Below are 24,469 nucleotides of genomic sequence, written 5' to 3' on the forward strand. Positions count from 1 at the left end.
TGAGCGGTGTATATCCATATGGCGAGCTCACCACGTTACGGATATTTTTGATACATGCTATGGGATTACTGGCAAAAAAAAGTAGGGCGCGCCTATCAACATCAGGAATTTGAGTATTCCGGAGACTGATAGACGCGCCCATCGTGCTACGTTTTGCGTTTCAGGAGCGCTAGACGTAGAAGTCTAGGTCTTCCTGCGCTTTCAGCAGATCGCGCATCTTGATGGGGTCGTCGCCAAAGAAGAAGACAAGGCCCCAGTGCGTCCCGAAGGCCGAGCGGTCAGGAACGGTTTCTTCCGTCGGTGCGACCAGCTCGTGTGACTCGAAGTAGGGGTGGTCAACACATTCTTTGGGCATTTCCAGTTTGCTGACCACACGGCGCCTTGGATATACACCGAAGCAACCCGCGTAGCCTTTCGCGTCGACCACTTCGCGGGGGAAGAACGCATCGACTTCTTCAGTGGTGCTTTTGGGGTCGAACACCAACATGGATGCCTGGTAGGCGTTGAATCCGTAGGCTTTCTCGATTAGCTCAAACGCCTTGAACCCAGGCGGGCGGTAGGCAACCTCGCCAAAGTACATCTCGCCGTCTGCCGTCACGAAGTACTCGGGATGAATTAGGCCGAACTGGATGTCGAACGTTTTGATCAACAACTCGATCTGTTTGGTAATCGCGTTGCGCCAGCTCTCGAGCTGCTCGGTCGCGGGGACGAATACCGAATAGCCTAGGGTGACGTATTCCGAAATGTTGAGGAACTTGATTTTGCCATTGTGGATCCAGGCTTCAACGGCAAACTCCCAGCCGCTCAAGTGGCTTTCCATCAGCAGCGGGTATTCCTCATCTGGAATATGGTCAATTTCATCTATGGTGCGGATCATGCGGTGTCCAAGGCAGCCCGCTTTGTCGAATGCCTTGACGTGAATCGGGTCGTCCGGGTCTCCGTCGAGCTTGAGCAGCGTTTGGTTAACGCGCTTCATGAAGCGAACGATGTCTTCTTTCTCGTGCGCCTCCTCGAAAATCCCCACGCGAATACCGCCAAGCTGTGCACGGCGCTTCATAAGCGCTTTGTCACGGAATAGGATGGACTGCCCGAACATGCGAGGGCTGTCGAGAAGGACGGAATTAATTGCACCAGACCACTCGACGGTTTCTTCGAACAGGGGGATGGCCACGTCTACGCCTTCGGCCTTGAGCCGCTCGGCGATTTCCATAGACCGATCATTCAAGCGGATAAAATCCCACGAAATGAAAGGTATGTTGTTGGCGGCACAGAAGTCCTCCGCCCATTCTGGAGCAACTACCACATAGCGGCGATCAAATTTTTGTGCCGCTTTGATCGCATTAACGCTCCAGCCAAGTAGGGCGATATATCCCTTGTTCGGATCCTTTGGGGTCTCGGTTCCCTTAACCGAGTCCATTTCTGGATCGCGCCAAGCGGCTACTGCTTCGGGTAATTGCTTTTCTGATGTTCTCGACATTCGATGTTCTCCTTTGCTGGGTGACCCAGACAGGCCGCGCCGACATTAGAGCGCACTGGGTGAAAAAGCCGCAGCCAGTGTTGTGTAGAGATGATCGAACATGCCAGCACTAGGGAAGTTTTTAAGCGTATTACTTCCTTCAAGCTAGTCGATTTCTTTACAAATGGCAATCGAGTTGTAGGGTTTTTGATGAAAGGTTGTAGAGGTTTTACTGCTGCGATTCACTTCGTAAGCTGTACGAATCAGGAGTACGAGAATTCAATATTTGCCTGAAGGTCTGCGTTGGGACGCTGTCATCTAAAGTACACCAACCATGCTTTATGGGAGCCACATCTTTATATGCTTTTTGCTAGGTCGGAAGGCTGAAAATGGGCGTACGTGTTTGCCTTATTTATGGGGTAGCTGGATGTGTTATTAAGGCGTTTAATAATTGAATTAAAAGCTAAAAAGGATATTGAGCCGTTAGCCCAATATCCCAATCACGGCCTTTAAACGAGTTCTTCTTCCTCAATCTTCACGTATGGCACGGGCCAGCATGTCGGTGATGGGTTTGGCCATGTAGCTGGAGAAGCTTCTTTCGCCTGTACGCAACATCACTTCGGCGGGCATACCGGCAAGCAGCTTCATGGTCTCGGTCATATCTTCTTCGCCTTCGGTGGTGACGCGCAGACGTACCTTGTAGTAGCGGGCCCGGGTCGCTTCGTCCTCAAAGCTATTGGCGCTTACGTGGATGACTTCGCCGTCGATGACGTTTGAAAGACGCTGGTTGAAAGCGCTGAAACGGATCTCGGCGGGCTGACCCATGTAGAGGTGGTCAATATCATGGTCCGGTACCTTGGCTTCGACGATGAACCCCACATCGGTTGGCACGATATCCAGCAGGGGGTCACCCGAACGGATAACGCCGCCCAGCGTATGCACTTTCAGGCCCACTACTGTGCCTGAAACCGGTGCTAGCACTTCGGTGCGGTTCACCTTGTCCATCAGGGCAGTGAGCCGCTCTTCGGCGTCGGCCACTTCGGCCTGGGTCTGGCGTAGAGCCTCGCCCACTTGCTGCTGAAACTCCTGCAGGCGAACCTGCTTTTGCAGCGCGTTTTCACTGATTTGTGAATGCAGCCGGGCAACTTCTGAGGCGTGCTGGGCATTGACGCTCTGGTATTCGAGGCTTTCTCGCTCCAGTTCGTGCATCCGCTGGCTGCTGATCATGCCATTTTGAAACAGTTTGCGGTGATTGGCGGCGTCGCCTTCGAGCGAGCTGATGCGCCGCTGATTGATGCTCTGCGTATTGATCAGGCCTTCAATCTGCTCGTTCATTTGCACAATCTGCTCGTCAAGAGACGCCAGCGTACTGGTGAGCGACTCACGCCGGGAGTCGAATAAGCGGCGCTGGACATCAAGCACCTCCTTCACTCGGGGATGCTCCGAGGCGGTAAGCTCCTCGGGAAAGCTTAGCGTCTCGGCGTTGCTCAGCTCAGCCAAAAGCCGTACCTCGGTGGCGCGGCTGATAAGGTAGTCAGAGCGGGTGACCTGCAGTTGGGAGCGTGCCTGGGTGTCGTCCAGTACCATCAGCACATCCCCGGTTTCAACATGGTCGCCATCTTCAACCTCAATATGTTTGATGATTCCGCCTTCCAGGTGCTGAACCGTTTTGGTAAAACTTTCTACCGACACAGAACCTGGCGCCACAACGGAAACCGCCAGATTGGCGAACACGGACCAACTGCCAAACCCCCCAACGGCGATGATCAAAATGGCGATGCCCAGTCGGCGGTAGCGCGTATCTTCGAGCGGTAATTCATCGCTTTTTGCGGGTGCGATGCCGGGCCCTTGAGGCTTCTGCATACTCATGACGGGGTCTCCTCGCCGCCATGGCGGCCTCGTGCGCTAGGTTTTAGTGGCGCGACGCGCTGGGACGGCACAGGGCGGCCGCCATCTGCCGTCATGCGTGTAACGGGCGCTATTCTGGTGGGTGGTTTGAGCGAGGCGATCTGGCCTTCTTTCAACACCAGTACCCGATCGACATTTCTCAGTAGGAGCGAGCGGTGAGTAATGATCAATGCCGTGGTGCCTTCCTGGCGTAGCCGAACCAAGCAGTGGGCAAGGGCCTGCTCACCGGCATCGTCCAGATTGGCATCGGGCTCGTCCATGACGACCAACACGGGCTTGCCATACAGCGCGCGTGCCATGCCGATACGCTGGCGCTGGCCTGCGGAGAGGGCGTTTCCTCCGTGGGAGAGCCAGGTGTCATAGCCGTTGGGTTGTTCAAGAATCATGTCATGCACGCCAGCTCTCTGTGCCGCCAGTACCACCGCTTGGGGGTCGACTTCGTCAAAGCGGGCGATATTTTCCGAGATCGTGCCATCGAACAGCTCGATATCCTGGGGCAGGTAACCGATGTGGGGGCCCAGCGCGATACGATTCCACTGGGTAATGTCGGCACCGTCCAGGCGCACACAGCCGAACTGGCTTGGCCAGATGCCTAGCGCCACGCGGGCCAGGGTCGACTTGCCGGAGGCGCTGGGCCCCACGATGGCGATGTGTTCGCCCTTGGCGATGGTCAGGTTGATATCGCGCAGGGTCGCCAGTTTCTGTCCAGGTGGTGCCGCCGTCACCCCCTCAAGCGTGAGGCGTCCTTTAGGGTTGGGAAGTGGCATGCGCGGCTCTTCAGCAGGAATCGCCGTCAGCAGCTCTTCGAGACGCGCCTTGGCGGTGCGAGCTCCAGAGAACCCCTTCCAGCCGTTAATCATCTGATCAATAGGGGCCAAGGCGCGTCCCATCAGAATGGAACCCGCGATCATCATGCCGGGCGTCAGGTCGCCCGCCAGTACCAGATACGCCCCTAGGCCGAGAATCAGCGACTGGAACATCAGCCTGAGCACCTTGGAGGTATTGGTGATCAGCCCGGCCCTGTCGCTGGCTTTGGATTGCAGGACCAGGTATTCGCGATGGCGCACGCTCCAGCGGCCCATAATGCCCGGCAACATGCCCATGGCGTGGAGCACCTCGGCGTTTCTCAGGTTGCTGTTGGCCAGGTCCTGGGACATCACATGCTGGCTGTTGGCGTCATTCAGCAGCGCTTTGGTGGTGACCTCGTTGATGATGGCAAGTGTCGCCAGGATGATGCCCGCCCCCAAGGCGAACAGCCCAAACCAAGGGTGGAACAACGCCAGCACGCCGATATAAATCGGCACCCAAGGCGCATCGAAGAAAGCAAACAGGCCGTTGCCAGAAAGAAACTGGCGCAGTGTCGTCAGGTCATTCAGCGGCTGGGCCGAGGGCTTGCCGGGCATCATCAGCGAGCGTTTGAACATCGCCGAATAAAGTCGCTGGCTGATCTGCACATCGAGTTTATTGCCGATCCTTACGAGGATGCGTGACCGCATCAGCTCAAGCCCCCCCATCACCACAAACAGGAAAACCACGACCAGGGTCAGCATCAGCAGCGTTTCCTGACTGCGCGTGGTGATGACCCGATCATAGACCTGCAACATGTAAAGCGGTGGCACGAGCATCAGCAGATTAATAAACAAACTGAATAGACCAACATAAAGGAAGCTGCGTTTGCAGGTGCTAAGCACTTTCTGCAAGTCCGACCCTTCGTGCGAATTCAACATGGCTGAGCTCCAGAGCATTGTTGGGTGGTGCTTAAGGCCCAGCTATCACGCTACCGACAAGAGGGGTCTTGCCATCAATGATGCGGGTCACCATGAGAGGACTTATCGCCTAATGGCCAGCTACCTGCCGCGAGGCGATGCCGCTCTTTTGTAATCATTATGTAAATAATATGTTAGTTAGCGTATCAGGTTCTTTTTGAAGGCAGAGGATCAATTTTTTAGTTTTGTTTGAGTTAATCACTCGTGCGCAAATTTGGATTAACCAACACTTACCGTGAGTCGGCAACGTTATTTTTCTAACGAAAACCACCGATTTTTTATGTCACGTTTAGCGGTCTCAATATTGTCGAAATCGGCACTATTTATTTTAAGTGTATGTTTTTAATTGCTTTTATGCTTCTATATTTTTGACAAATTGTAACAATTGGATACATTCTGGTGCTCTTGGTCTTATCTTGCCACCCAGGAAAGCTCGATTAGACTCACCAAGTGTCGCTCCGATTTGCCAGCGGTTATAGGGCTATATGCTGCCACTGGCGGAAGGGATCATTGTAACAAGCGCTGTAACAAAAGCTTGGTGGGTGCTCACAGGCGCACATTCTGGTGTGTTTGAAGAATTCTAATGAAAACCGTGAGGTGGACCATGTTTTCGATGTCATTTGTTTCCGGTCAGGCGAAGTCTCTACTGGGTGCCGTTCATGAAGGCGGACGTTGGGGTAGAGATACCTTCCAAGGCCATCACCTGCACGTGGAGCCTCACCCCTCTCCTTGGGAATCGTCTATCAAAGCGATGCGCATGGCATGGGAAGACGCTCGCAATGAAGTGTCAGTATTCGAGAGTTTTGAGCGGCCCTTTGTCTTCGAGAACCTGCCCACGCCAGCGCTGGGACGGCTGAAAATGCGCCTGGAAGCCATGGACGAATGGGGCCAGGTACTACCCCATTCGAATATGAGCATTGACCTGGATGTGGTGCCAGAAAGTGAGGGTATCGTGGAAGCCGCATCCGAACCATTCGCCGCCACGCTCGCGGAGGAGCCCCTCCTCGCGCAGGCTGACGAAGGCGTTTTTGCCCAGGCGATACTGGTGGACAGCTTCACGCCGATACGTATCCAGGCAGAAGATGACGACGCCAGCGATGGCACCTCGGCAGTGATTTCGGGCTCTGGCATCAACGTCGTCGATGATCCCGACAGCCAACCCAATGCCGTCAACGCCGACGGTCAAGCCTACGTCGATTACGGCGATGGTGTTAACGGCGGTGAGACGCTGACCTTCACCTTCAGCGTTGAAGAGGCGGGCGAGTACGAGCTGGCGCTGGGCTATGCGCTTAGCCAGAATGACGATGGTACGGATCGAAACCGCCCCCTGCGGCTGGACGTCAACGACGAGTTAGTGGATCGCATGTTCGATCTGCCCAGCACCACCCTGACCAACGACTCAACCGACTTTAGCGAATTTGGCGAACGCACCATCCGCGTGCAGCTAGAGGCGGGCGAGAACACGGTAACCTTTACCTCCAACGGTGCCAGCGGCCCCAACATCGACTATCTGGAAGTGCGCGCGCCCGACCCGGATGTTTACGTGGTTCAGGCGGAAGATCTCGTGCTGTCGCCTGTGGCTGACAACAAAGACGGTGAAACCAACCGTGTGGTCACCGTCGACAACATCGCCGACTTTACCACTGGTAATGAAACCTTCCGTGTGGGGGCCGAGGGCGCAAGCTATCTCGATTGGGCGTTCGGCAATGCCGATGCCTACGGCGAGTTCACTCTGGATGTCGCCACCGCCGGTACCTACAACGTCACCGTGACCTATGCCTCTGCAGGTAATCCGCGTCCGTTGGACCTATCCCTGGTCGATGGCGAAGCGCTTAGCTCACTTGGAACCTTTAATTTTGCGGCGACAAGTGAGCCCGTTTACTACCCAGACGACGTGAACGACGATGTGCCCACGGCCAACCAGCCAGCTGTACCCGGCGGTAACAACACGCGGCAGAGCGAGTGGGAAGGCTGGTCCACCGAGACCATTGAAATTTCCCTTGCCGCAGGCAGCAACACCCTGCGATTAGGCGGTGCCGCCAACGGCCCCAATATCGACAAGATCGAAGTGGCGTTACTTGAGGCCGACCCGGTCGATCCTACCGGGCCGGTGATTGATCCGGTCGTCGTTCAGGCCGAAGACGCCGAATTGGGTGTCGATAACGACGCCGGCACCCTGGTACGCGACGTCGAGAACCCCGAGAGTGGTGCAAGTTTCCAAGGCCTTCGTGCCGACTATTCCGGTACCGGCTATGTCGACTACGGCAGCGTGCCTGGCGATAGCCTGACCTTCACGGTCAACGTGGCAGAAGCAGGCGACTACGACCTGAACTTCCGCTATGCCACCAATGATGCCAGGCCGATGGATTTTTCGGTGAATGGCGCGGCTACAAGCTCGCTTGCTTTCCTGTCAACCGACCCTGACGGCGAAGGCGCGGAGGAAGGCTTCGACCACTGGGGATACGAGACCCTGACCGCATCGCTGGTTGCCGGTGAGAATACACTCGTGATGAGCATCCCCGCTGGAGCGAACAAGGGGCCCAACCTCGACCGCATTGAAGTCACCACCGCGGGTACCGGTCCAGTGGGCGATGTCCAGGCGGATGCCGATGAGACACCGTTGGCTTTCAGCGCCGACAACCTCTTGATTAACGGCGCCAACGCCAATGCGGCCGGGTTTAGCGTGACGGGGCTTGATGATGACATCGTATCTGTCGGGGTGAGCTTCGATGAGGGCGTCACCGTCGAAGACGTCACGCCAGACGCCGACGGCAACTTCACCCTGGATCTCTCAGGGCAAGACGACGGTGATCTCACCGCCACACTGATCGCCATGGACGCCTTTGGCAACCGCGCTGAGCAGTCACTTGATCTCACCCTGGATACCACGGCCGACGAGGGCGACGATCTGGCACTGGAAGGTCCTGCCGCCGAGATCGAACCCGATGACAGCGACACGGTGGTGTTTAGTGTTGCGGGCGTCGACGCCGACTCTACGCTTGAAGTCAGCTTCGATGGCGGCGCCACTCGCCAGACGGCCACCAGCGATGGCGATACCCTTTCCGTGGATCTATCGGGGCAGAGCCCAGGCGAGGTGACGGTAACGCTTATCGTCACAGACGCCGCCGGTAACGAAGCAAGCGTAGCAGACACCGTGACACTGGCTGGAGCGACCGACCCGGAACCGGTGGCGATCGATGTCATCTTCGACGACGCTATCATCAGCGCCTACAACGACACCCAGGACAATCCGGCAAGCGGCACGGGCGCTGTGGTGGAAGACGACGGTGCCACGCTCACGCTGAATGACAACGTCTGGAAACGCGCCGAGCTGCCGAGCAGCTACACCATTACCGGGCAAACGTTGCTGACGCTGGACGTGGCTATCTCGGAATCGCCGGTACCGGAAATCGTCGCGATCGGGTTCGATGCCGACGACAACCCCTTCAACGGCGGCAATAGCGTCTATCAGCTCGGCGGCACCCAGACCCAGGGCGGGTTTGTCGACCTGCGCGGCCAGGGCGTCGACAATGAGGACGGCACTTTCCGCTTCACCATTGATCTGTCGGCGCATGCCGGCACCACCATCGACTCGCTGGTGTTCGTCAACGACGATGACCTGGGCGCCAAGGGCAGCACGAGCTTCAGCGGCGTGAGCCTTTCCGAAGATGAGGTAGTGGACACCAACAACGCGCCGCGCGTAGTCGGCGGCGGCATTGCGGACCTCACGCTGGATGAAGGCTCAAATATCGAGGTCGACCTGCCCTTCGTCGATGACGATGGCGACGCGCTTAGCTTCAGCTTCGTGGTCACCGACGGCGACGGCCAGCCGGTCACCGTGGACGGCCTGAGCGTCGCCGACCAGGTGCTCAGCGGCAGCCTCGAAGGACTCGCCCCCGGCGACTACACCATTTCGGTGACCGCCGATGACGGCACTACCAGCACCTCGACCGACTTCGCACTGACGGTCGAGAACGTCAATGACGCGCCGGTGGCCGAACCGGTGGCACTGGAGCCTTACTTTGGCGAAGTCGGTGAGAGCTTTATCCAGATTCCGCTCGCGGACTTTGAGTCACTGTTTTCCGACCCCGATGGCGACAGCCTGACGCTCTCCGCCGAGGATCTGCCCGCCGGGCTTGAGGTAGTGGATGGCGTTATTCAGGGCACGCCGAGCCAAGGCGGCACCTTTGATGTAGTGATTCGCGCCACCGATCCGGCTGGCCTTTCCGACACCCAAACGCTGAGCTTCGTGATCGAAGGCACGCAAGTGGGTGATGCCATTACCATCGAGGCGGAAAACTTCACCGATCTCGATGCGTCCAACCTGATCGTGACCGGCAGCGCAAGCGCCTCCAACGAACAGCTGATCCGGCTGACCAGTAACGAACCCGCGACTATCGGTACCGACCTGGCAGCCGGTGGCGTAGAGCCCGGTTGGTACGTGGCCCGGCTGTATGTGTTCGATGAAAACGATGGTGAAGGCTCATTGACGCTGACCATCGGCGATACCGTGCTTGAAGCGCGCAATACCGCAAGCGACAGCCTGAGCTCCGATGTGGTGCTCAGCGACGACTTTGGCACCATCGTGGGCGAAGGCCCCCGTGGTAATGCGGGTCAGAGCGGTAACCGCAAGGAAATTGCCTTCGAAACGCCTTTCGAGGTGACCGCCGGTGACCTGGCGAGCCTTGAGCTGCGCGGTGCTGACGGTGAGCTGATGCGCATCGACTCCTTGGTGTTTGAACGCATTGAGGAGCCGACCAACACCGCCCCAACGCTTGAAGGCTTGGCGAGCGACCTCAGCGTCGACGAGAACAGTTCAGCCGTGGCCAGTCTGGTGATCGACGATGCCGATGGTGACAACCTGACCATCACGCTGTCCGGTGCCGATGCGGCGCTATTTACTTACGATGAGGTGAGCGGGGAGCTTGCGTTCGTCAACCCGCCGGACGCCGAACTGGCTGCCGACAGCAATGAAGACGGCGTGTATGAACTGACGGTCACCGTCTCCGACGGTGAAGACAGCGTCTCGCAGGACACCCTGATTACGGTGGCGGACCTCAACGAGAGTATCGTCATCGATCAGACGGCGTATTCGATTGATGAGAACCTGACCGAGATCGGCGCGATTCCGGTGGTCGACGAAGATGGTGCTACGACAGGCCTGAGCGCACCGGTGTTCGCTATTACCGGCGGCGCCGATGCACCGCTGTTTACCATCGACGAGACGACCGGCGTACTGAGTTTCACCAGCGCCCGCGACTTCGAGCTTCCGGTGGATGACGATGAAGATGGCGTTTACGAAGTCGAGGTCACGGTAACCGATGGCGATCTGAGCGACGTTCAGACCCTGGAAGTCACCGTTGATGATGTCGACGAAGCGCCCTTCACGCCGCTCAGCCTGCAAGTGCAGGACGGCACGGTGACCAGCTTCGATGACGACGCCAACGAAACGGATACCACCATTCGCAATGCGGATAATCCCGAAGATAATCCAGATTTAGAGAACGGCCTGCGCCCGGACTTTTCCGGCACCGGCTATCTGGACTTCGGCGATACCGCTGGTGACAACGTCACCTGGCAGGTCGAGGTGGCACAAGCGGGCGAGTATGACATTAGCGTGCGCTATGCCACCAACTCCGATCGTCCGCTGGATCTGGTCATCAATGGCGGTGCGCCGGTCGTGCTCGACATGCTGGCGACCGACCCAGACGGCACCGGGCCGGAGGAAGGTTTCGACAATTGGCTGTTCGAGACCGTCACCGTGACCCTGGAAGCGGGTACCAACAGCATCGAACTGGCGATTCCGGAAGGCGCGACCACCGGCCCCAATATCGACCGTATCGAAATCACCGAGGGCGGCAGCGGACCGATCCCCGTCGATGACAGCGCGGATGAAGATGGCAACCTGACCCTGACCGCTGCAGCCGATACCCTGGAACCCGATCAGCTTGATGCAGCGCTGTTCAATGTGAGCGGTGCCGATGACGACATTGTTAGCTATGAAGTCAGCTTCGACGGCGGCACCACGCGTACGGAAGTAACGCCTGAGGCCAATGGCGATATCACGGTGGATCTAAGCGGCCAAAGCGGTGACGTTACCGTGACGCTGATCGTCACCGATGCGGTAGGCAACGAGGCCGAGGCCAGCGATAGCGTGACCATCGATGACGGCAGCGTGGTCGTGGAGCCCATCACTCTGCAAGGAGAGGAGGCGAGCGTCACCGATGTCGGTGGCACCGGCCAGGGGGCCGTCACGCGTGTGGTGGATGCTGATAATCCCGATGACTTTGAAAACTTCCGCGAAGGCGCGGTGGGTGACGCCTATCTGGACTTCGGTACCGATGCCGGTGATCAGATCACGTTCAATATCGACGCACCCGCAGCGGGTACCTACACGGCGACGATTCGTTACGCTAACGGCGCCGCCACCCCTCGGCCGCTCGACCTGACGGTCAATGGCAGTGCGCAACCGCAGGTGCCTTTTGCCAACGCGCCGGACGATGGCGTCAACGACCCCTGGGATGAATGGTTGGAGCAGGAGGTACAGGTCACCTTCGAAGAGGGCGCCAATACCTTCACGCTGACCATCCCCACGGTGGCTAACGGTGGTACGAACAACGGCCCCAACATCGATCAGGTCGTGTTCAGCTTCGATGATGGTGATACGACCCCAGCGCCGTTCACCTTCGAGATTCAGGGCGAGGCGTTGTCGATCGACGATGATGAGCCTACTCCCGATACCGTGGTGCGTGACGCCAGCAATCCTGAAACTAACGAAGCGGCGGGCCCCGATGGGCTATGGGATGGCTATACCGGCAGCGGCTATCTCGATATGGGGGGCGAAGTGGGTGATGCGGCCTTCTTTGACGTGGAGGTCGAGGAAGCCGGTACCTATACCCTGAGCGTACGCTACACCAATGGTGATGGAAGTGGCGCAAATCGGCCCATGGATATACTGGTGGGCGGCGAGTCGCAGGGTGAGATTGCCTTCCCCGTTACCGGTGAAGGGAATGACGGCTGGCTGAACTGGCAAGAGGCTACGATCGAGGTTGAACTTGAGGCCGGCAGCAATACCATTCGCCTGGAAAACCTGACCACCAACGGCCCTAACATCGATAGCCTAAGCGTGACTCGCGACGGTGTCGAACCGCCTGAAGTAGTGGAGCCGGGCGAGCGTTTCTCGGTCAAGATCAACTTCCAGCCCGAGGGCGTGGCGGTGCCGGAAGGCTATATTGCCGATAACGGCAAAGCCTTTGGTACCCAGTCGGTAACCATCGATGGCCAGACCTACCAGTACGGCTGGGTCACCGAAGAATCGATCTACGACGACGAACCCGGCACGACGCCGCTGGATATCAGCGAGCTGACCAGCGTCGCGGTCAATGACCGTACCGATGATATCGCCGGTCTCGACCCGCGTCAGGGCACCTATGCCCACTTCGATCAGCCCGGAAGCGAGTACGTACGCGCCGGCTGGGAAATTGAGCTGGAAGACGGCTACTACGAGGTCACCATCTCGATTGGCGACACCTCCGGGCCTTATGACAGCCGTAACGTGCTGAATGCGGAAGGCGAGCTGTTCAACGACCCCTTCACCCCGTTCCGGCCAGACGACTTCCCGGCGGATGGCAATCCGGGCAACGACACAGAAGGCGCACGTTCTGATCTGGTGACGCGCATCGTGCAGGTGACTGATGGTCGGCTGACGCTCGACTCGATGGGACTCGACAACGAGAACACCGAGATCCAGTACATCGAGATCCAGTCGCTTCCCGACCTGACCCCGGATGATGATCGTGAAGCGCCGCAGGACTACGCCTTCTTCACCGACGCCCGCGCGATTGCTGGCGTCGGGGAAAACGAAGTGGAGGTTGACCTCGACGCAGAAGACGGTGCTATTCCCACGGGCGTTGACCCGACCTCGGACATCTTCGTGGGAATTTCGGTGGTCGACGGGCGTGGCGGCGCCTTGCTGGAAAGCCTGAACGACGGCTCGGTGAAGCTGTTCGAAACGGTTACCGGCGAGGAAGTCTCGTTCAACGTCAATACCACCGGGGGCTTTGACTCGCTGACCATTTCGCCGAGCCAGATGCTCAAGCCGTTTACCAGCTATACCCTGGTGATCGACGGCTTCCGTGACCGCGGCCCTAACGATGATAATGATGCCCCGACCCGCGAGTTCCAGAAGTACACCAACACCTTCGTTACCGGTGAAGAGCCGGAGGTGGTCGCTCGCGACGTAGCGTTCAACGATGTGGTCGAGCTCAACGGTGAAGCGGACAATGCCTTCGGCTTCACGTCGCTTGAGATGAGCCCCGACGGCGCCTTCATGTACATCGCGACCATCGGCGGTGATCTGTTGCGCTACAACGTCGATCCGGTCGACGGCTCGCTATCCAACCGCCAGGACCTGAGCCTGCCGAACGATTACTTCGACCAGCCCGGGGAGAGTCAGCAACGTGGCATCATCGGCCTGGTGGTGGATCCCACCGACCCGAACGTGCTGTGGATCACCGATAACTACCCGATCCCGCTCAATGGACGCGATAACGGCGTGCCGGAATTCAGTGGCCGCATTACCAAGATCACGCTGGACGGCGGTAGTGATTTTTCCGGTACCGCCGAGCCCTACATCACCGGGCTGCCGCGCTCCAACGGCGACCACGTGACCAATAGCCTCGAGTTCCGCGCCAATCCGGACTATGACGCGGCGACCAACCCTGATGTGCCGACGCATCTGCTGTATCTGATTCAGGGCTCCAACTCGGCCATGGGTGAGCCGGATAGCGCCTGGGGCAATCGTCCCGAGCGTCTGCTGAATGCCGCGGTGATGGAGATTGACCCGACCCGCGACGCGCCTCCCGGGGGCTTTGATGTCTCCACCGAGCCGGTGCCCGACAACGGCCAGAACACCCGCTTCGATGACCCGGACGGCCATCCCAAGGATGACCCCATCCCCATGGGCAACGGCGAATTCCTGGTGTTCGATGAACGCGGTGTGGCGACGGTGCAGGACGCCGACGGCAACGTGCTCCAGAGCTACTACGACCCCTACGCCGAAGACGCGGTGCTGACCATCTTTGCCACCGGGGCGCGCAACGCCTACGACCTGGTGTGGCACTCCAACGGCTTCCTGTATGTGCCGACCAACGGATCGGCGGCGGGCGGCAACGTGCCGGACGATCCCTCAACACCTGAAGATGAACGTTTCCTGAACGTTGAGAAGCAGGACGACTATCTGTTCAAGATGGTTGAAGGGGGATACTACGGACACCCCAACCCGCTTCGGGATGAGTACATCATGAACGGCGGTAACCCGACCGGGGGCAGCGATCCGAATCAGGTGGATCGCTATCCGACGGGTACCAACCCCGAGGGCAACTATGATATTTCCGGGGTCTACTCGCTGGGTGAGAACCGCTCGCCCAACGGGGCGGTGGAGTACACCAGCGATGTGTTCGGCGGCAACTTGCAGGGCAATGTGCTGTTCACCGAGTACTCCGGCGGTGATGACGTGCGCAGCATTACGCTCGACGCCAACGGCAACGTGATCGGTGACGATGTACTGCGCGATCCCGACGGCAATGTCATTACCTACGTTGATCCGTTGGATATTATCGAGAACCCGGTCACCGGCCAGCTTTATGTGCTGACCCTGAATCGCGGCAACGGCCAGAGCCAGATTATCCGCCTCGATCCGGCGCCAGGTGGCGTAGTGGATCCTGTGGATCCCGATCCCGGCGACGATCTGGTATCGCTGCTGGTCATCCAGGCGGAAGATAACACTCCCAACGATGGCACGTCGGTGACTATCGCCGATGGCGCGGGTGCGGAAATCCAGATACGTGACATCGACAACCCCGAAACCACCGAGGGTTTGCCTAACGGTCTGCGCCCCGGTGCCTTTGGACTGGATGGCAACACCGATGGTGATGACGGTGTGCCTGGCGGCTATGCCGACTACGGCAGCACCAATGCCGACTTCATGACCTTCGGTTTTAATCTGGCCGCAGACGATGCGGGCGATTCGGTTCTGCGTATCCGCTACGCCAACGGTGGCGAGACTAACCGACCGCTTGAAGTGTTCGTCAACAACCAGAGCGTTGGCGTCTATAACTTCGGCCCTGCACCGGCTGGCATCGTCGATACGGACGAGCGCTGGGCCGAGTGGATGACGCAGGATATCGAAGCGGCCCTGGTCGTCGGTGAAAACACCGTGCGCCTGCAGGCCACGAACAATACCGGCCCCAACATCGACCAGCTTGAAGTATTGCAGTCGCCGCCTGACAGCACCTCGGGCTTCACCGATTACGAAGCTGAAGATGCCTCGCTTGACGGCCCGGTGGTCGTGCCAGAGAGCGTCGACGATCGCAATGCGTCCGGTGAGGGCTTTGTCGACTTCGATGGCGCGGGTGATCAGACCATCACCTGGACCGTCGAGGTCGATGAGACCGGCAATTACGAGGTTGGCTTCCGCTATGCTCTGGCGGCAAGCAAGGCCGACCGCCCGATGGAAGTGACCGTCAACGGCGTTAGCCTGGGGCAGCTCAATTTCCCAGGCCAGAGTAATGAAGCGGAAAGCAACTGGTTCTTCCAGGAGCTGCTGGTCAACCTGCAAGCAGGCAGCAACACCATCAGCGTAACGGCACCGGAGGCCAACGGCCCCAATGTCGACCTGTTGCGAGTGCCTGACGCTCCGGCCGATAACTTCATGCCGGTGTATGCCGATGTATCCGATGGCGCGCGCATTGAGCTTGAGAGCGGTGATAGTGCAAGGACCATCAACGACCTGACGGCCGACTTCTACTTTACCGTGGATGCCGACGGTCTCTATCGCCTGGATCTGGCGGCCAACGCCGGTGCCAGCGATGGTCAGGGCTTGACCCTAACCCTCAACGGCCAGCCAGTGGACGTATTGTCCTATCCGGGTGAGGGCGATGCCGGGGAAGAAGGCACCTATGTCGAACTGGAAGCCGGTGTGGAATATAACCTGCGTGTTGTCTCCAGCGCCGACGGTGCCGATGAGCTGGACTACCTCGACGTCACACCGCTAACCGGGGATGAAGGGGCTGACATCGGCGTACAGAGCGGTGATGCCGCCTACTACTCCGACCGACTGCACTTCAGCTACCTGGAGAACAACAGCGCCTCGGCGGACGATCGTGATTTCAAGGAGAGTGCTACCGTCACGATCTCCAACACGGGCACCAGCGAGCTTGCGATTCTCGATGCCGATATTGATGGCCCCTTCGTACTGGAGGACCCGAGCGCCTTTGACGGCCTGACGCTCGCCGCCGGCGAGTCGCTTGAAGTCACGGTGCTGTTCGACCGTGACAGCTATACGGCGCCCACCAACGACGCTGGCGACGGGGTGTTCGAAGGACGCATTCGCCTGGTGACCAACGATGCCGATTCGCCGATTGCCGAAATCCATATGGCCGGCTTCTGGCAGGCACGGGACGAGGGCGGCTGGGAACCCAACGTTAATGAAGTGTGGGAGGTGTTCGGCTTCGGTAACCGTATCGACGGCCTGACCACCGTGGGAGGCGGGGAGAATTCAGTATTGAATGATTTCGACCTCTATCGTCCCGTTAACGACGACGAGGTGTTGTCGCGCTACTGGACGCTGGCTGATGGTGCCGGAGAGGCGAAGATCACCCAACTGGCGGCCTACCATGGCCCCAGCGGGGCAACGCTGGGTATCCATAATCCAGGCAACAAGGGTCAGGACATCATCTTCAGCGATCATGCAGGAGACAATAACCAGACCCTTCTGCCGATAAAAGGAAATGGTGATTTTGCCACCGCGAGCTTCTCGCTTGCCGATATTCCTAGCAGTTGGGCTGGCGAAGGTGTGTTTGGCATCGAGGTGGCGAACCTGTCCACCGACCCTTCGCTTAACCCCGAGGGAGGCGGCACGCCGCCTGCCGATGCTGATGGCATCGAGCGCGGCTATACGGTGCGCATGTTCCGGGCACTCGATGCCGAGGGCAACGTGATTCCCAATACCTACCTGGGCATCATGGATTACACCGGCATCAACTACGACTACAACGACAACATGTTCCTCATTGAGGGCGTGTCGCCCGTCGCCGGGGGGGATCTTACAGTGATCAATAACGACGGCATCCCGTCCAACGATCGCCTGGTAATGTCGCGCATTGAGAACCCCGCCAACGCCGCGCAAGAAGTGCACGACGAGGTGACCATCACGCTCAGAAACGATGGTTTCGAGACGCTGGATATCAATAGCGTCGAGGTCAGTGATACCACCTTGTTCGAACTCACCGAGGCCTTCGCGGCGGTCAGCCTGGAACCGGGCGAATCCATCGACGTCACCGTGCGCTTCATCGCCGATGATCCTAACGACGCCAGTCTGTATGAGGCGAGCCTGGTCATCAACTCAAGCGATTCGGACGAGGGCGAGAAGGTTATCCAACTGGCCGGTCTGGCCCAGAACCAGTCCGAGAGCGGGCAGGAACCGCTGGTTCAGGAAATCATCAACGCCTTTGGCTACACCACCAACGTGGCCGAAGGGCAGATGAACCAGGGCGGGCTGGTGGAAGCCAACGGCGACGAGATTCTGTCACCGTACTTCCAGCGTGCCGACGGCAGTTCGCCAATCAAGATCACCCAGTTGGCGGCTTATCACACCCAGGGCGACGTGGCCCGCCTGTTCATCCACGATGTGGATAGCCGCAATCTCGATGAGATTCTGGCCCACGACGAGGCCGATGGTCAGACGCTACTGCCACGCACGCTCAACGACGGGGATCTGCTGACCACGACCACGCTTGATCGCGACGCGCCGTTTGGTTTCTTCGCCGAGATTTCGGGTCGTCAGGGCTATATTTCCTGGTCGGATCCGGATGCCAATCTGTATGAGGACACCGTCGATGAGATAGGTAACCCCGGCACCAACCTCAACTGGGACGAGAACGACGGCCACCTGATTCGCGTCTATGTGGCCAAGGACGCCGATGGCAACGTGATCCCGGACACCTATATCGTGATCCAGGACTACGCGGGGGTGAACTACGACTACAACGACAATATCTTCCTGGTCGAGAACGTTCAGACCTACGACCCCACTGGGGCGGAAGATGCCGATGGCAACGGCCGGGTGGACTTGTACGACGACGATGACGGCGACGGCGTGCCGAACTTCCTCGACGACCCGGACCCGGTCGATCAAACTGCCTTTAATGACAGTGAAACAGCCTGGGCGGTGGGCAGCGATGGCTTTACGCTGGAAGCCAAACTGTTCGATAACGGCGGCCAGGGGGTGGCGTATAACGACACTACCACGGCGCACCAGGGAGCAGCTTTCCGTTCTGACGAGGCGGTGGATATCTCCAACGGCACCGAGGCGCTGGGCTACATCGCCGATGGTGAGTGGGTCGAGTACACCCTCAACGTCGAGACGGCGGGCACCTATACGCTTAGCTTCTCGACCTCCGCGACCACCGATGGCAAGTCCATCACCGCGGCCTTTGAGCAGGGGGGCGGCTTCTATACCCCGGCGCAGGTGCAAGACTTGCCCAACACCGGCAGCTTCACCAGCTTCCAGACCGTCGGTCCGCTGACCTTTGAACTGGAAGAGGGCGAGCAGGTGCTGCGGCTGACCTTTAACGGCGGCCAATTGGATCTGGCCTCGTTCACGCTGGACTTTGAAGCACCGGTGGACGATGGTCAGAGCGCCTATAACGACAGCCAAACCGCCTGGGAGGTGGGCGCTGAGGGGCTGAATCTGGAAGCGCGTTTCTATGACAACGGCGGCCAGGGCGTTGCCTACAACGACACCACCGCGGCCCACCAGGGTGATGCCTTCCGCGCCGACGAAGCGGTGGATATCTCCACGCCCTCGCAGGCGATCGGCTTCATCGAGGACGGCGAGTGGGTGGAATACACCATCAACGTGGCGGAAGACGGCGTCTACGACCTCGACTTCCTGACCTCGATGGATTCCACAAACCCGGCGGCACGCTCGATTACCGCGAGCTTCGCCAAGGGCGATACGCCCTACGTGACGGCATCGCCGGTCGGCGTGTCGCAAACAGGAAGCTGGACCACCTTCACCCAGACCGATACCACCCAGGTAGCGCTCGAAGCGGGTGAGCAGGTGCTACGGCTGACCTTCAATGGCGGCCCCATGGATCTGGCCTCGTTCAACCTGGTGCCCGTTGAGCCAACGCCGGTCAACCAGGCGCCAGAGGTGGAGGCCGGTATCAATGACATCACGATGGTGGAAGGCGAAGCGATTGACTTCAGTCTGCCTGACGATGCGTTTGCCGATGCAGATGGCGACAGCTTGACCTATACCGCCAGCGGCCTGCCCAGCGGAATCTCGATGTCGACGGAAGGCGTGTTCTCCGGTACGGCGACCAGCGTGGGAAGCTTTGACGTTATCGTGACGGCTTCGGATGGCCAGGACAGCGTTCAAACGGCGTTCACGCTAGCGGTGGAGGAAGCACCGGTCGACGATACACAGCAGGCCTTCACGGATAGCGGTGATCCCTGGCAGGTGGGTAGTAACTTCACGCTGGACGCGGTCAACTACGACGAAGGCGGGCAGGACGTGGCCTATAACGATGCCGATGCCGAGCAGATTGGCTCGGACTTCCGCCCGGGAGATGGCGTGGATATCGTCGGTGACGGCGACGCCATCGGCTGGGTGGACGAGGGCGAATGGGTGGAATACACCCTCAACGTCCAGCAGGCAGGGGTCTATGACCTGTCGTTCCTGTCGGCCCTTGGCGATGGTAGCGGTGCGCAGCGCAGCATCACGGCGACCTTTACCAAAGGCGACGGCTCACCCTACGCATCGACCGACCCGGTGGTGATAGCGCCGACCGGTGGCTGGGGCGACTTCCAGCCCACCGATGCCACCCAGGTGGCGTTGGAGGCCGGTGAGCAGGTGCTGCGGCTGACCTTCAACGGCGGCTCGCAGGATCTGGCTTCGTTCAGTCTGGCGCGTGATGGGCAGCAAGCCTTTAACGCGGGGGGAACCCCCTGGCTGGTGGATGCTGAGGACGGCTTGGCGCTTGATGCGGTCAACTACGATGAAGGCGGCCAGGACGTTGCCTATAACGATGCCGATGCCGCTCAGATTGGTACGGACTTCCGCCCGGGTGAAGGCGTGGATATCGTTGGGCAGGGCGAAGCAATCGGCTGGGTAGATGACGGAGAATGGGTGGAATACACCATCGACGTCGAACAGGCTGGCAGCCACACCCTGTCGTTTGTTACCTCCAACCCTAACAACGGGCGCAGTATTACCGCATCGGTTGAGCAGGATGGCGTGACCTACGATCAAGCAAGTGGCTCAGTGCCGAACTCCGGCGCCTGGGGTAACTTCGTCGATGGGCCCTCGGTGACACTCGATCTGGAGGAAGGGGTTCAGGTACTACGCCTCACCTTCAACGGAGGCTCTCAGGACTTGGCCTCGTTCCAACTCAGTCGCGATGCGGATATCAATGCAGCCAGTGCCTCTAACATGGATATGATGATGGCCATGTCCACTGATGCTGATGGCGTTTCTTCCAACGAAGAAGAGCTGGTCGCATTGAGTGATGATGTCAGCATCAGTGGGGTGCAGGAGGGTGACCAGGGCGCCTTGATGTAAGGTTTGCTCAAGGTCTAGCACCCGCTTAGCGGTACTGATGATGTAGACCGCGTTAATAAAGCCTGCGAGATATCGCAGGCTTTTTTTTGCGTTTGTGACCCTGAAAACTTCGTTCTCCCAAGGTCATGATTTTTTATCTATTGGTTTCGATTAGGCGGTATATACGCAATTCGCGTTCCTGCTGCCTTTCCCAATATGCTCGCTTGGAGTCGTTAGCGACCATAGCGTAAGGTATTTTGTTCGTCCAATAGCAGAGTAAGTACGCAAAGCGATGAGCTTCTTTAGAGAGTCATCAATCGCGGCTTATGCCTGCTCCTGCACGACCCAACTGACAACTTCTTCATTGCCATATTTAGCTTTCCACTCCTGAATGACCTTGTGGTTTCCACCACGTGTCTCGACCACTTGGCCCGTGTGTGGGTTTTTGTAAACCTTTAAAGCACGTTTTTTACGAGTGCCCGTGCTGCTGTCCTTAGACCCTTTGGTTGATGTGCTGGTGTATGTAGGGTCCAGCATTTCACACACATCACGTGCCGCTTTGCCATGCTCCGCCATAAGGGCTTGCAGTTTCTCTTTGAATTCAAGCTCTTTCTTGAGTTCGCTGTTACTTTCAAGCGCTTGCAGCTCTTCTTGCAGTTGCTTTAGCAGCTGCTCTTTTTTGATGTAATCATTCAATACTGACGCCATCTCAGTTTCCCCATGTTTTTAATTTAAGTAATGTCCACTATTTTCATTATACACGCCAACATTTAATTGTTTAAATTTCAATCTAAAAATGGTGGTATGTGGCATATTGATTTATATCGCTATATTGCGCAACCGCACTTTTAATTTTTGATATAAAATGATCCGGTAAAGCCTATATTTTGTTCGCCAAGACGGCGTTGGATAAAACCCTGTCAGTCCTTTTTCATGATGATTTATGCGGCGAGGTGGGGAGTCCGTTAGCTTATAGGTAACGTCGCTACGTTTAGCGCTCTTAGACTCCAAGGCGATCATTGTTTGAAGGAACGCTAGCGGGCTCAAGGAGACCCAGAAGGCTTTCTTTTCAGCGACAATCTCAGACCACTTCGAGGATGGTTGAAAGGCTGCAACGCACATGGCTGGTGCTTATCGCCCCGGCTCGGTTACTCTACACATTCAATCCATGAAGGATAGTCGCATTAATGTTGGGTTTCCTGCAGGGATTTTCCTACGGTCTTTTCATGACCTGCCTGCCCTGGCTAATGGTCGGGCTCTTCAATCCTGCCCTGGCGCTTCCGCTGGCGGCTCCCGGCCGCCTGCAGGTGATCCTCCGCTATTGTCTGGTAGTGCCTTTTATCAGCATGTTGCTTTGGCTGACGTCTCTGTGGGGTGGTTTCAGCCCCAGCCTGCTTGGCTGGCTTGCTGGCATTGTCGCCATTCCGGTGGCGCTACCCGTCGAGCGAACGCTGCGTGGCTGGTTGGCCCGCCGCCGTGAGCGTCGACTTGAGGTTCAACGAGCGGCCGAGGCGCGTCAGCGCCGGGCTCAGGAAGAGCGCAAGGCCTATGAGGAGGGAGTGTCGGTGCTTGATCCGGCGCGGCCGCCTGAGGGAGCCGACGACCTTGTGTTGGCTATGTGCCGAGCGAAGCAGAGCCTGTTGGACGTTAACCGCCCCGACCTGGCAATTCTGGCGGATCGCCTCTACAGCCGCTACCGTCATGTGATGGATGTGCTGAGCGGTCGTTTCCACAGTGGCGAGCTGGCGTTCGAGCGTTCGCGCGGCCTGGTGACTCAGGTGTGTCTTGGCGCGGTGGATACGCTGACGACTATGGCGTCCCAAGCACGCGGCGTCGTTCGGGTGGACGGTGATTACGTGCGGCGACGTCTGGAACGGGGGGGCATGCGGCTGAGCGAGGAGGAGCGCGCCGCCCTGGTGCGCCGCCTGGATCTGCTGGTGGAGACCGAGCACCGGCTGAATGAACGCTCAGCCCGTATCGAATCGGCGCTGACCGTGCTCGATGATACCGCCGTTTCCCTGGCACGTATCGAGACGGCGCGCCCCCAGGCGTCGGTGACCACCGAGAAGGCGCTGGAGGATTTGCGCCGCTTTGTCGAAGGTGCCGACCGTTACGCTCGTAAGGATTAAGCCGGTGGGCACTGATGCTGCACGGCTTTCACGACCCAGGAGATGCCCATGACCCAGCAACCGGATGACAAACCTCGCCTCTCCCTGCCGCCGGTGGACGAGATCGCCAGTCAGCTGGGGGTTAGCCAGTCCGATTCGGCCGACCCCGATGACCTCGACCTCGACCCTGAGCTTGAGGCGATGGCTGACCGCTTTGTCGACGAGGTGCTCGCCGCGGATGGCGACGAGTCGTTGGTGCGCCAGCGCCGTGCCGTGGACGAGATGGGGCTTGAGCTACAGCAGCAGGCCGCCCATCGCAGTGCCATGCTACAGACGCCGCTGCGTAAGCTAGCCCACCAGGGCGACGAAGGTGGGCCGGTCGCCCAGGCGCTGGTTAGCCTGCGCGGACGCATGGAAGGGCTTGATCCTGCTCGCCATCGTCTAGCGCCGAGTGCGTTGGATCGCGTTTTGGCGATGATTCCCGGTATCGACAGCCGCGTGCAGCGCTACTTCCGCAAGTTCGAGAATGCTCAACAGGCGCTGGACGCCATCATTGAAGAGCTGGAAGGCGGGCGTGACATGCTGCATCGAGACAACCTCACCCTGAGCGATGACCAGCAAGCCCTAAATGAAATCCTAAGCGAGCTCAACCGCCAAGTCGCGCTAGGTCGCTTGATTGATCGTCGCTTGAAGGACGATATTGCCGCGCGAGATACCGATGACCCGCGGCGTCACTTTATCGAAGAAGAGCTGCTTTTTCCCCTTCGTCAGCGCATCGTCGATCTTCAGCAGCAACTGGCGGTGAGCCAGCAAGGCGTGCTGGCGCTGGAGGTGATCATCCGCAACAACCGCGAATTAATGCGCGGCGTGGACAGAGCCATAAACGTCACCGTTTCGGCCCTCACCGTGGCGGTCACCGTGGCCATGGCGATGGCCAATCAGCGTCTGGTACTGGATCGCATCGAAGCCCTCAATTCCACCACCTCGCAGATGATCGGCGGGACTGCCAAGGCCCTTCGCCAGCAGGGCGTGGACATCCAAAAGCGGGCCTCTTCGGCGATGCTCGACATGCAAGTGCTCGAAGAGGCCTTCAGCGAGGTCATGGGCGCGATTGATGATCTCTCAAACTATCGTCAGGAGGCTCTGCCCCGGCTGGATGAGCAGATCAATCGCCTGGCGACCTTGTCTCGCCAGGGCAATGCGTCCATCGAGCGCCTCCGCGAGGGTAGTGAGGTGCAACTGCAGAACAATGACGTTGATACGCCAGCGTCAGGCAATCACGGCCCAACGGATACACCAGAATCAACCAGGTAACGCGCGGTGTTACTTGAAATGGGAGGAGGCGTCCCTGAACGCCTTGCGCATCAACTCCCAGGCGTCATCCATACCCTGGCGGACGGTGTCCCAGGCTGCTTCGCTGGCATGCTGGAGTTCATCGAGCCTTTGTTGCGTTTCCGCCTGGCGTTTCTTGAGCCGCTCTATGTCCTCCTGGTACTTGACCCTGGCCTCGTCACTGGCCTGGCGGGCCTTGGCGGCTAGCCTGTCGATCTCAGCATTCCACTCGTCTAACCGGGCTTTCATTTCCTCAACGAACTCGTCGCGTTGACTCATGATGACACCTCCCATT

General features: G+C 58.5%; 8 protein-coding genes. 3 read left to right on the top strand and 5 right to left on the bottom strand.

What is annotated here, in order from left to right:
* Positions 1-169: 169 nt before the first annotated feature.
* The 3 genes from CPH17_RS14190 to CPH17_RS14200 all read right to left on the bottom strand — a co-directional run bounded on the left by CPH17_RS14190 (position 170) and on the right by CPH17_RS14200 (position 5,091).
* On the bottom strand, positions 170-1,477 hold the full coding sequence (locus CPH17_RS14190) for an ATP-grasp domain-containing protein (protein ID WP_096299996.1): 1,308 nt from the start codon (positions 1,475-1,477) through the stop codon (positions 170-172).
* A gap of 507 nt (positions 1,478-1,984) precedes the next feature.
* Positions 1,985-3,325, bottom strand: coding sequence for an HlyD family type I secretion periplasmic adaptor subunit (locus CPH17_RS14195; RefSeq protein WP_096299998.1), 1,341 nt, complete (start codon positions 3,323-3,325; stop codon positions 1,985-1,987).
* Positions 3,322-5,091 (bottom strand): type I secretion system permease/ATPase, encoded by a 1,770-nt coding sequence (locus tag CPH17_RS14200; RefSeq protein WP_096300000.1) that lies wholly within the window; start codon positions 5,089-5,091, stop codon positions 3,322-3,324. The genes CPH17_RS14195 and CPH17_RS14200 overlap by 4 nt, the downstream gene beginning before the upstream one ends.
* A gap of 643 nt (positions 5,092-5,734) precedes the next feature.
* Between CPH17_RS14200 and CPH17_RS14205 the strand changes: the two genes are divergently transcribed.
* Positions 5,735-20,755, top strand: a complete 15,021-nt coding sequence (locus CPH17_RS14205) for a carbohydrate-binding protein (protein WP_157742963.1) — start codon at positions 5,735-5,737, stop codon at positions 20,753-20,755.
* Between the two features lie 303 nt (positions 20,756-21,058).
* Here CPH17_RS14205 and CPH17_RS14210 read toward each other — a convergent pair whose 3' ends face one another.
* A complete protein-coding gene (locus CPH17_RS14210) occupies positions 21,059-21,442 on the bottom strand; it encodes a histone-like nucleoid-structuring protein, MvaT/MvaU family (protein ID WP_074394897.1) in 384 nt (127 codons plus the stop codon).
* A gap of 479 nt (positions 21,443-21,921) precedes the next feature.
* Between CPH17_RS14210 and CPH17_RS14215 the strand changes: the two genes are divergently transcribed.
* Both CPH17_RS14215 and CPH17_RS14220 read left to right on the top strand, forming a co-directional pair.
* On the top strand, positions 21,922-22,863 hold the full coding sequence (locus tag CPH17_RS14215; protein ID WP_096300004.1) for a cobyrinic acid a,c-diamide synthase: 942 nt from the start codon (positions 21,922-21,924) through the stop codon (positions 22,861-22,863).
* A 48-nt stretch (positions 22,864-22,911) separates the two neighbouring features.
* Entirely contained in the window at positions 22,912-24,156 is a 1,245-nt protein-coding gene (locus tag CPH17_RS14220; protein ID WP_096300006.1) for a toxic anion resistance protein, read from the top strand.
* A 9-nt stretch (positions 24,157-24,165) separates the two neighbouring features.
* On the opposite strand, the gene CPH17_RS14225 is transcribed toward CPH17_RS14220, so the two are convergent.
* Positions 24,166-24,453, bottom strand: a complete 288-nt coding sequence (locus CPH17_RS14225; protein ID WP_074394900.1) for a conserved coiled coil protein — start codon at positions 24,451-24,453, stop codon at positions 24,166-24,168.
* Between the last annotated feature and the right edge of the window lie 16 nt (positions 24,454-24,469).

The organism is Halomonas sp. hl-4 (assembly GCF_900215475.1).
Classification (GTDB): Bacteria; Pseudomonadota; Gammaproteobacteria; order Pseudomonadales; family Halomonadaceae; genus Vreelandella.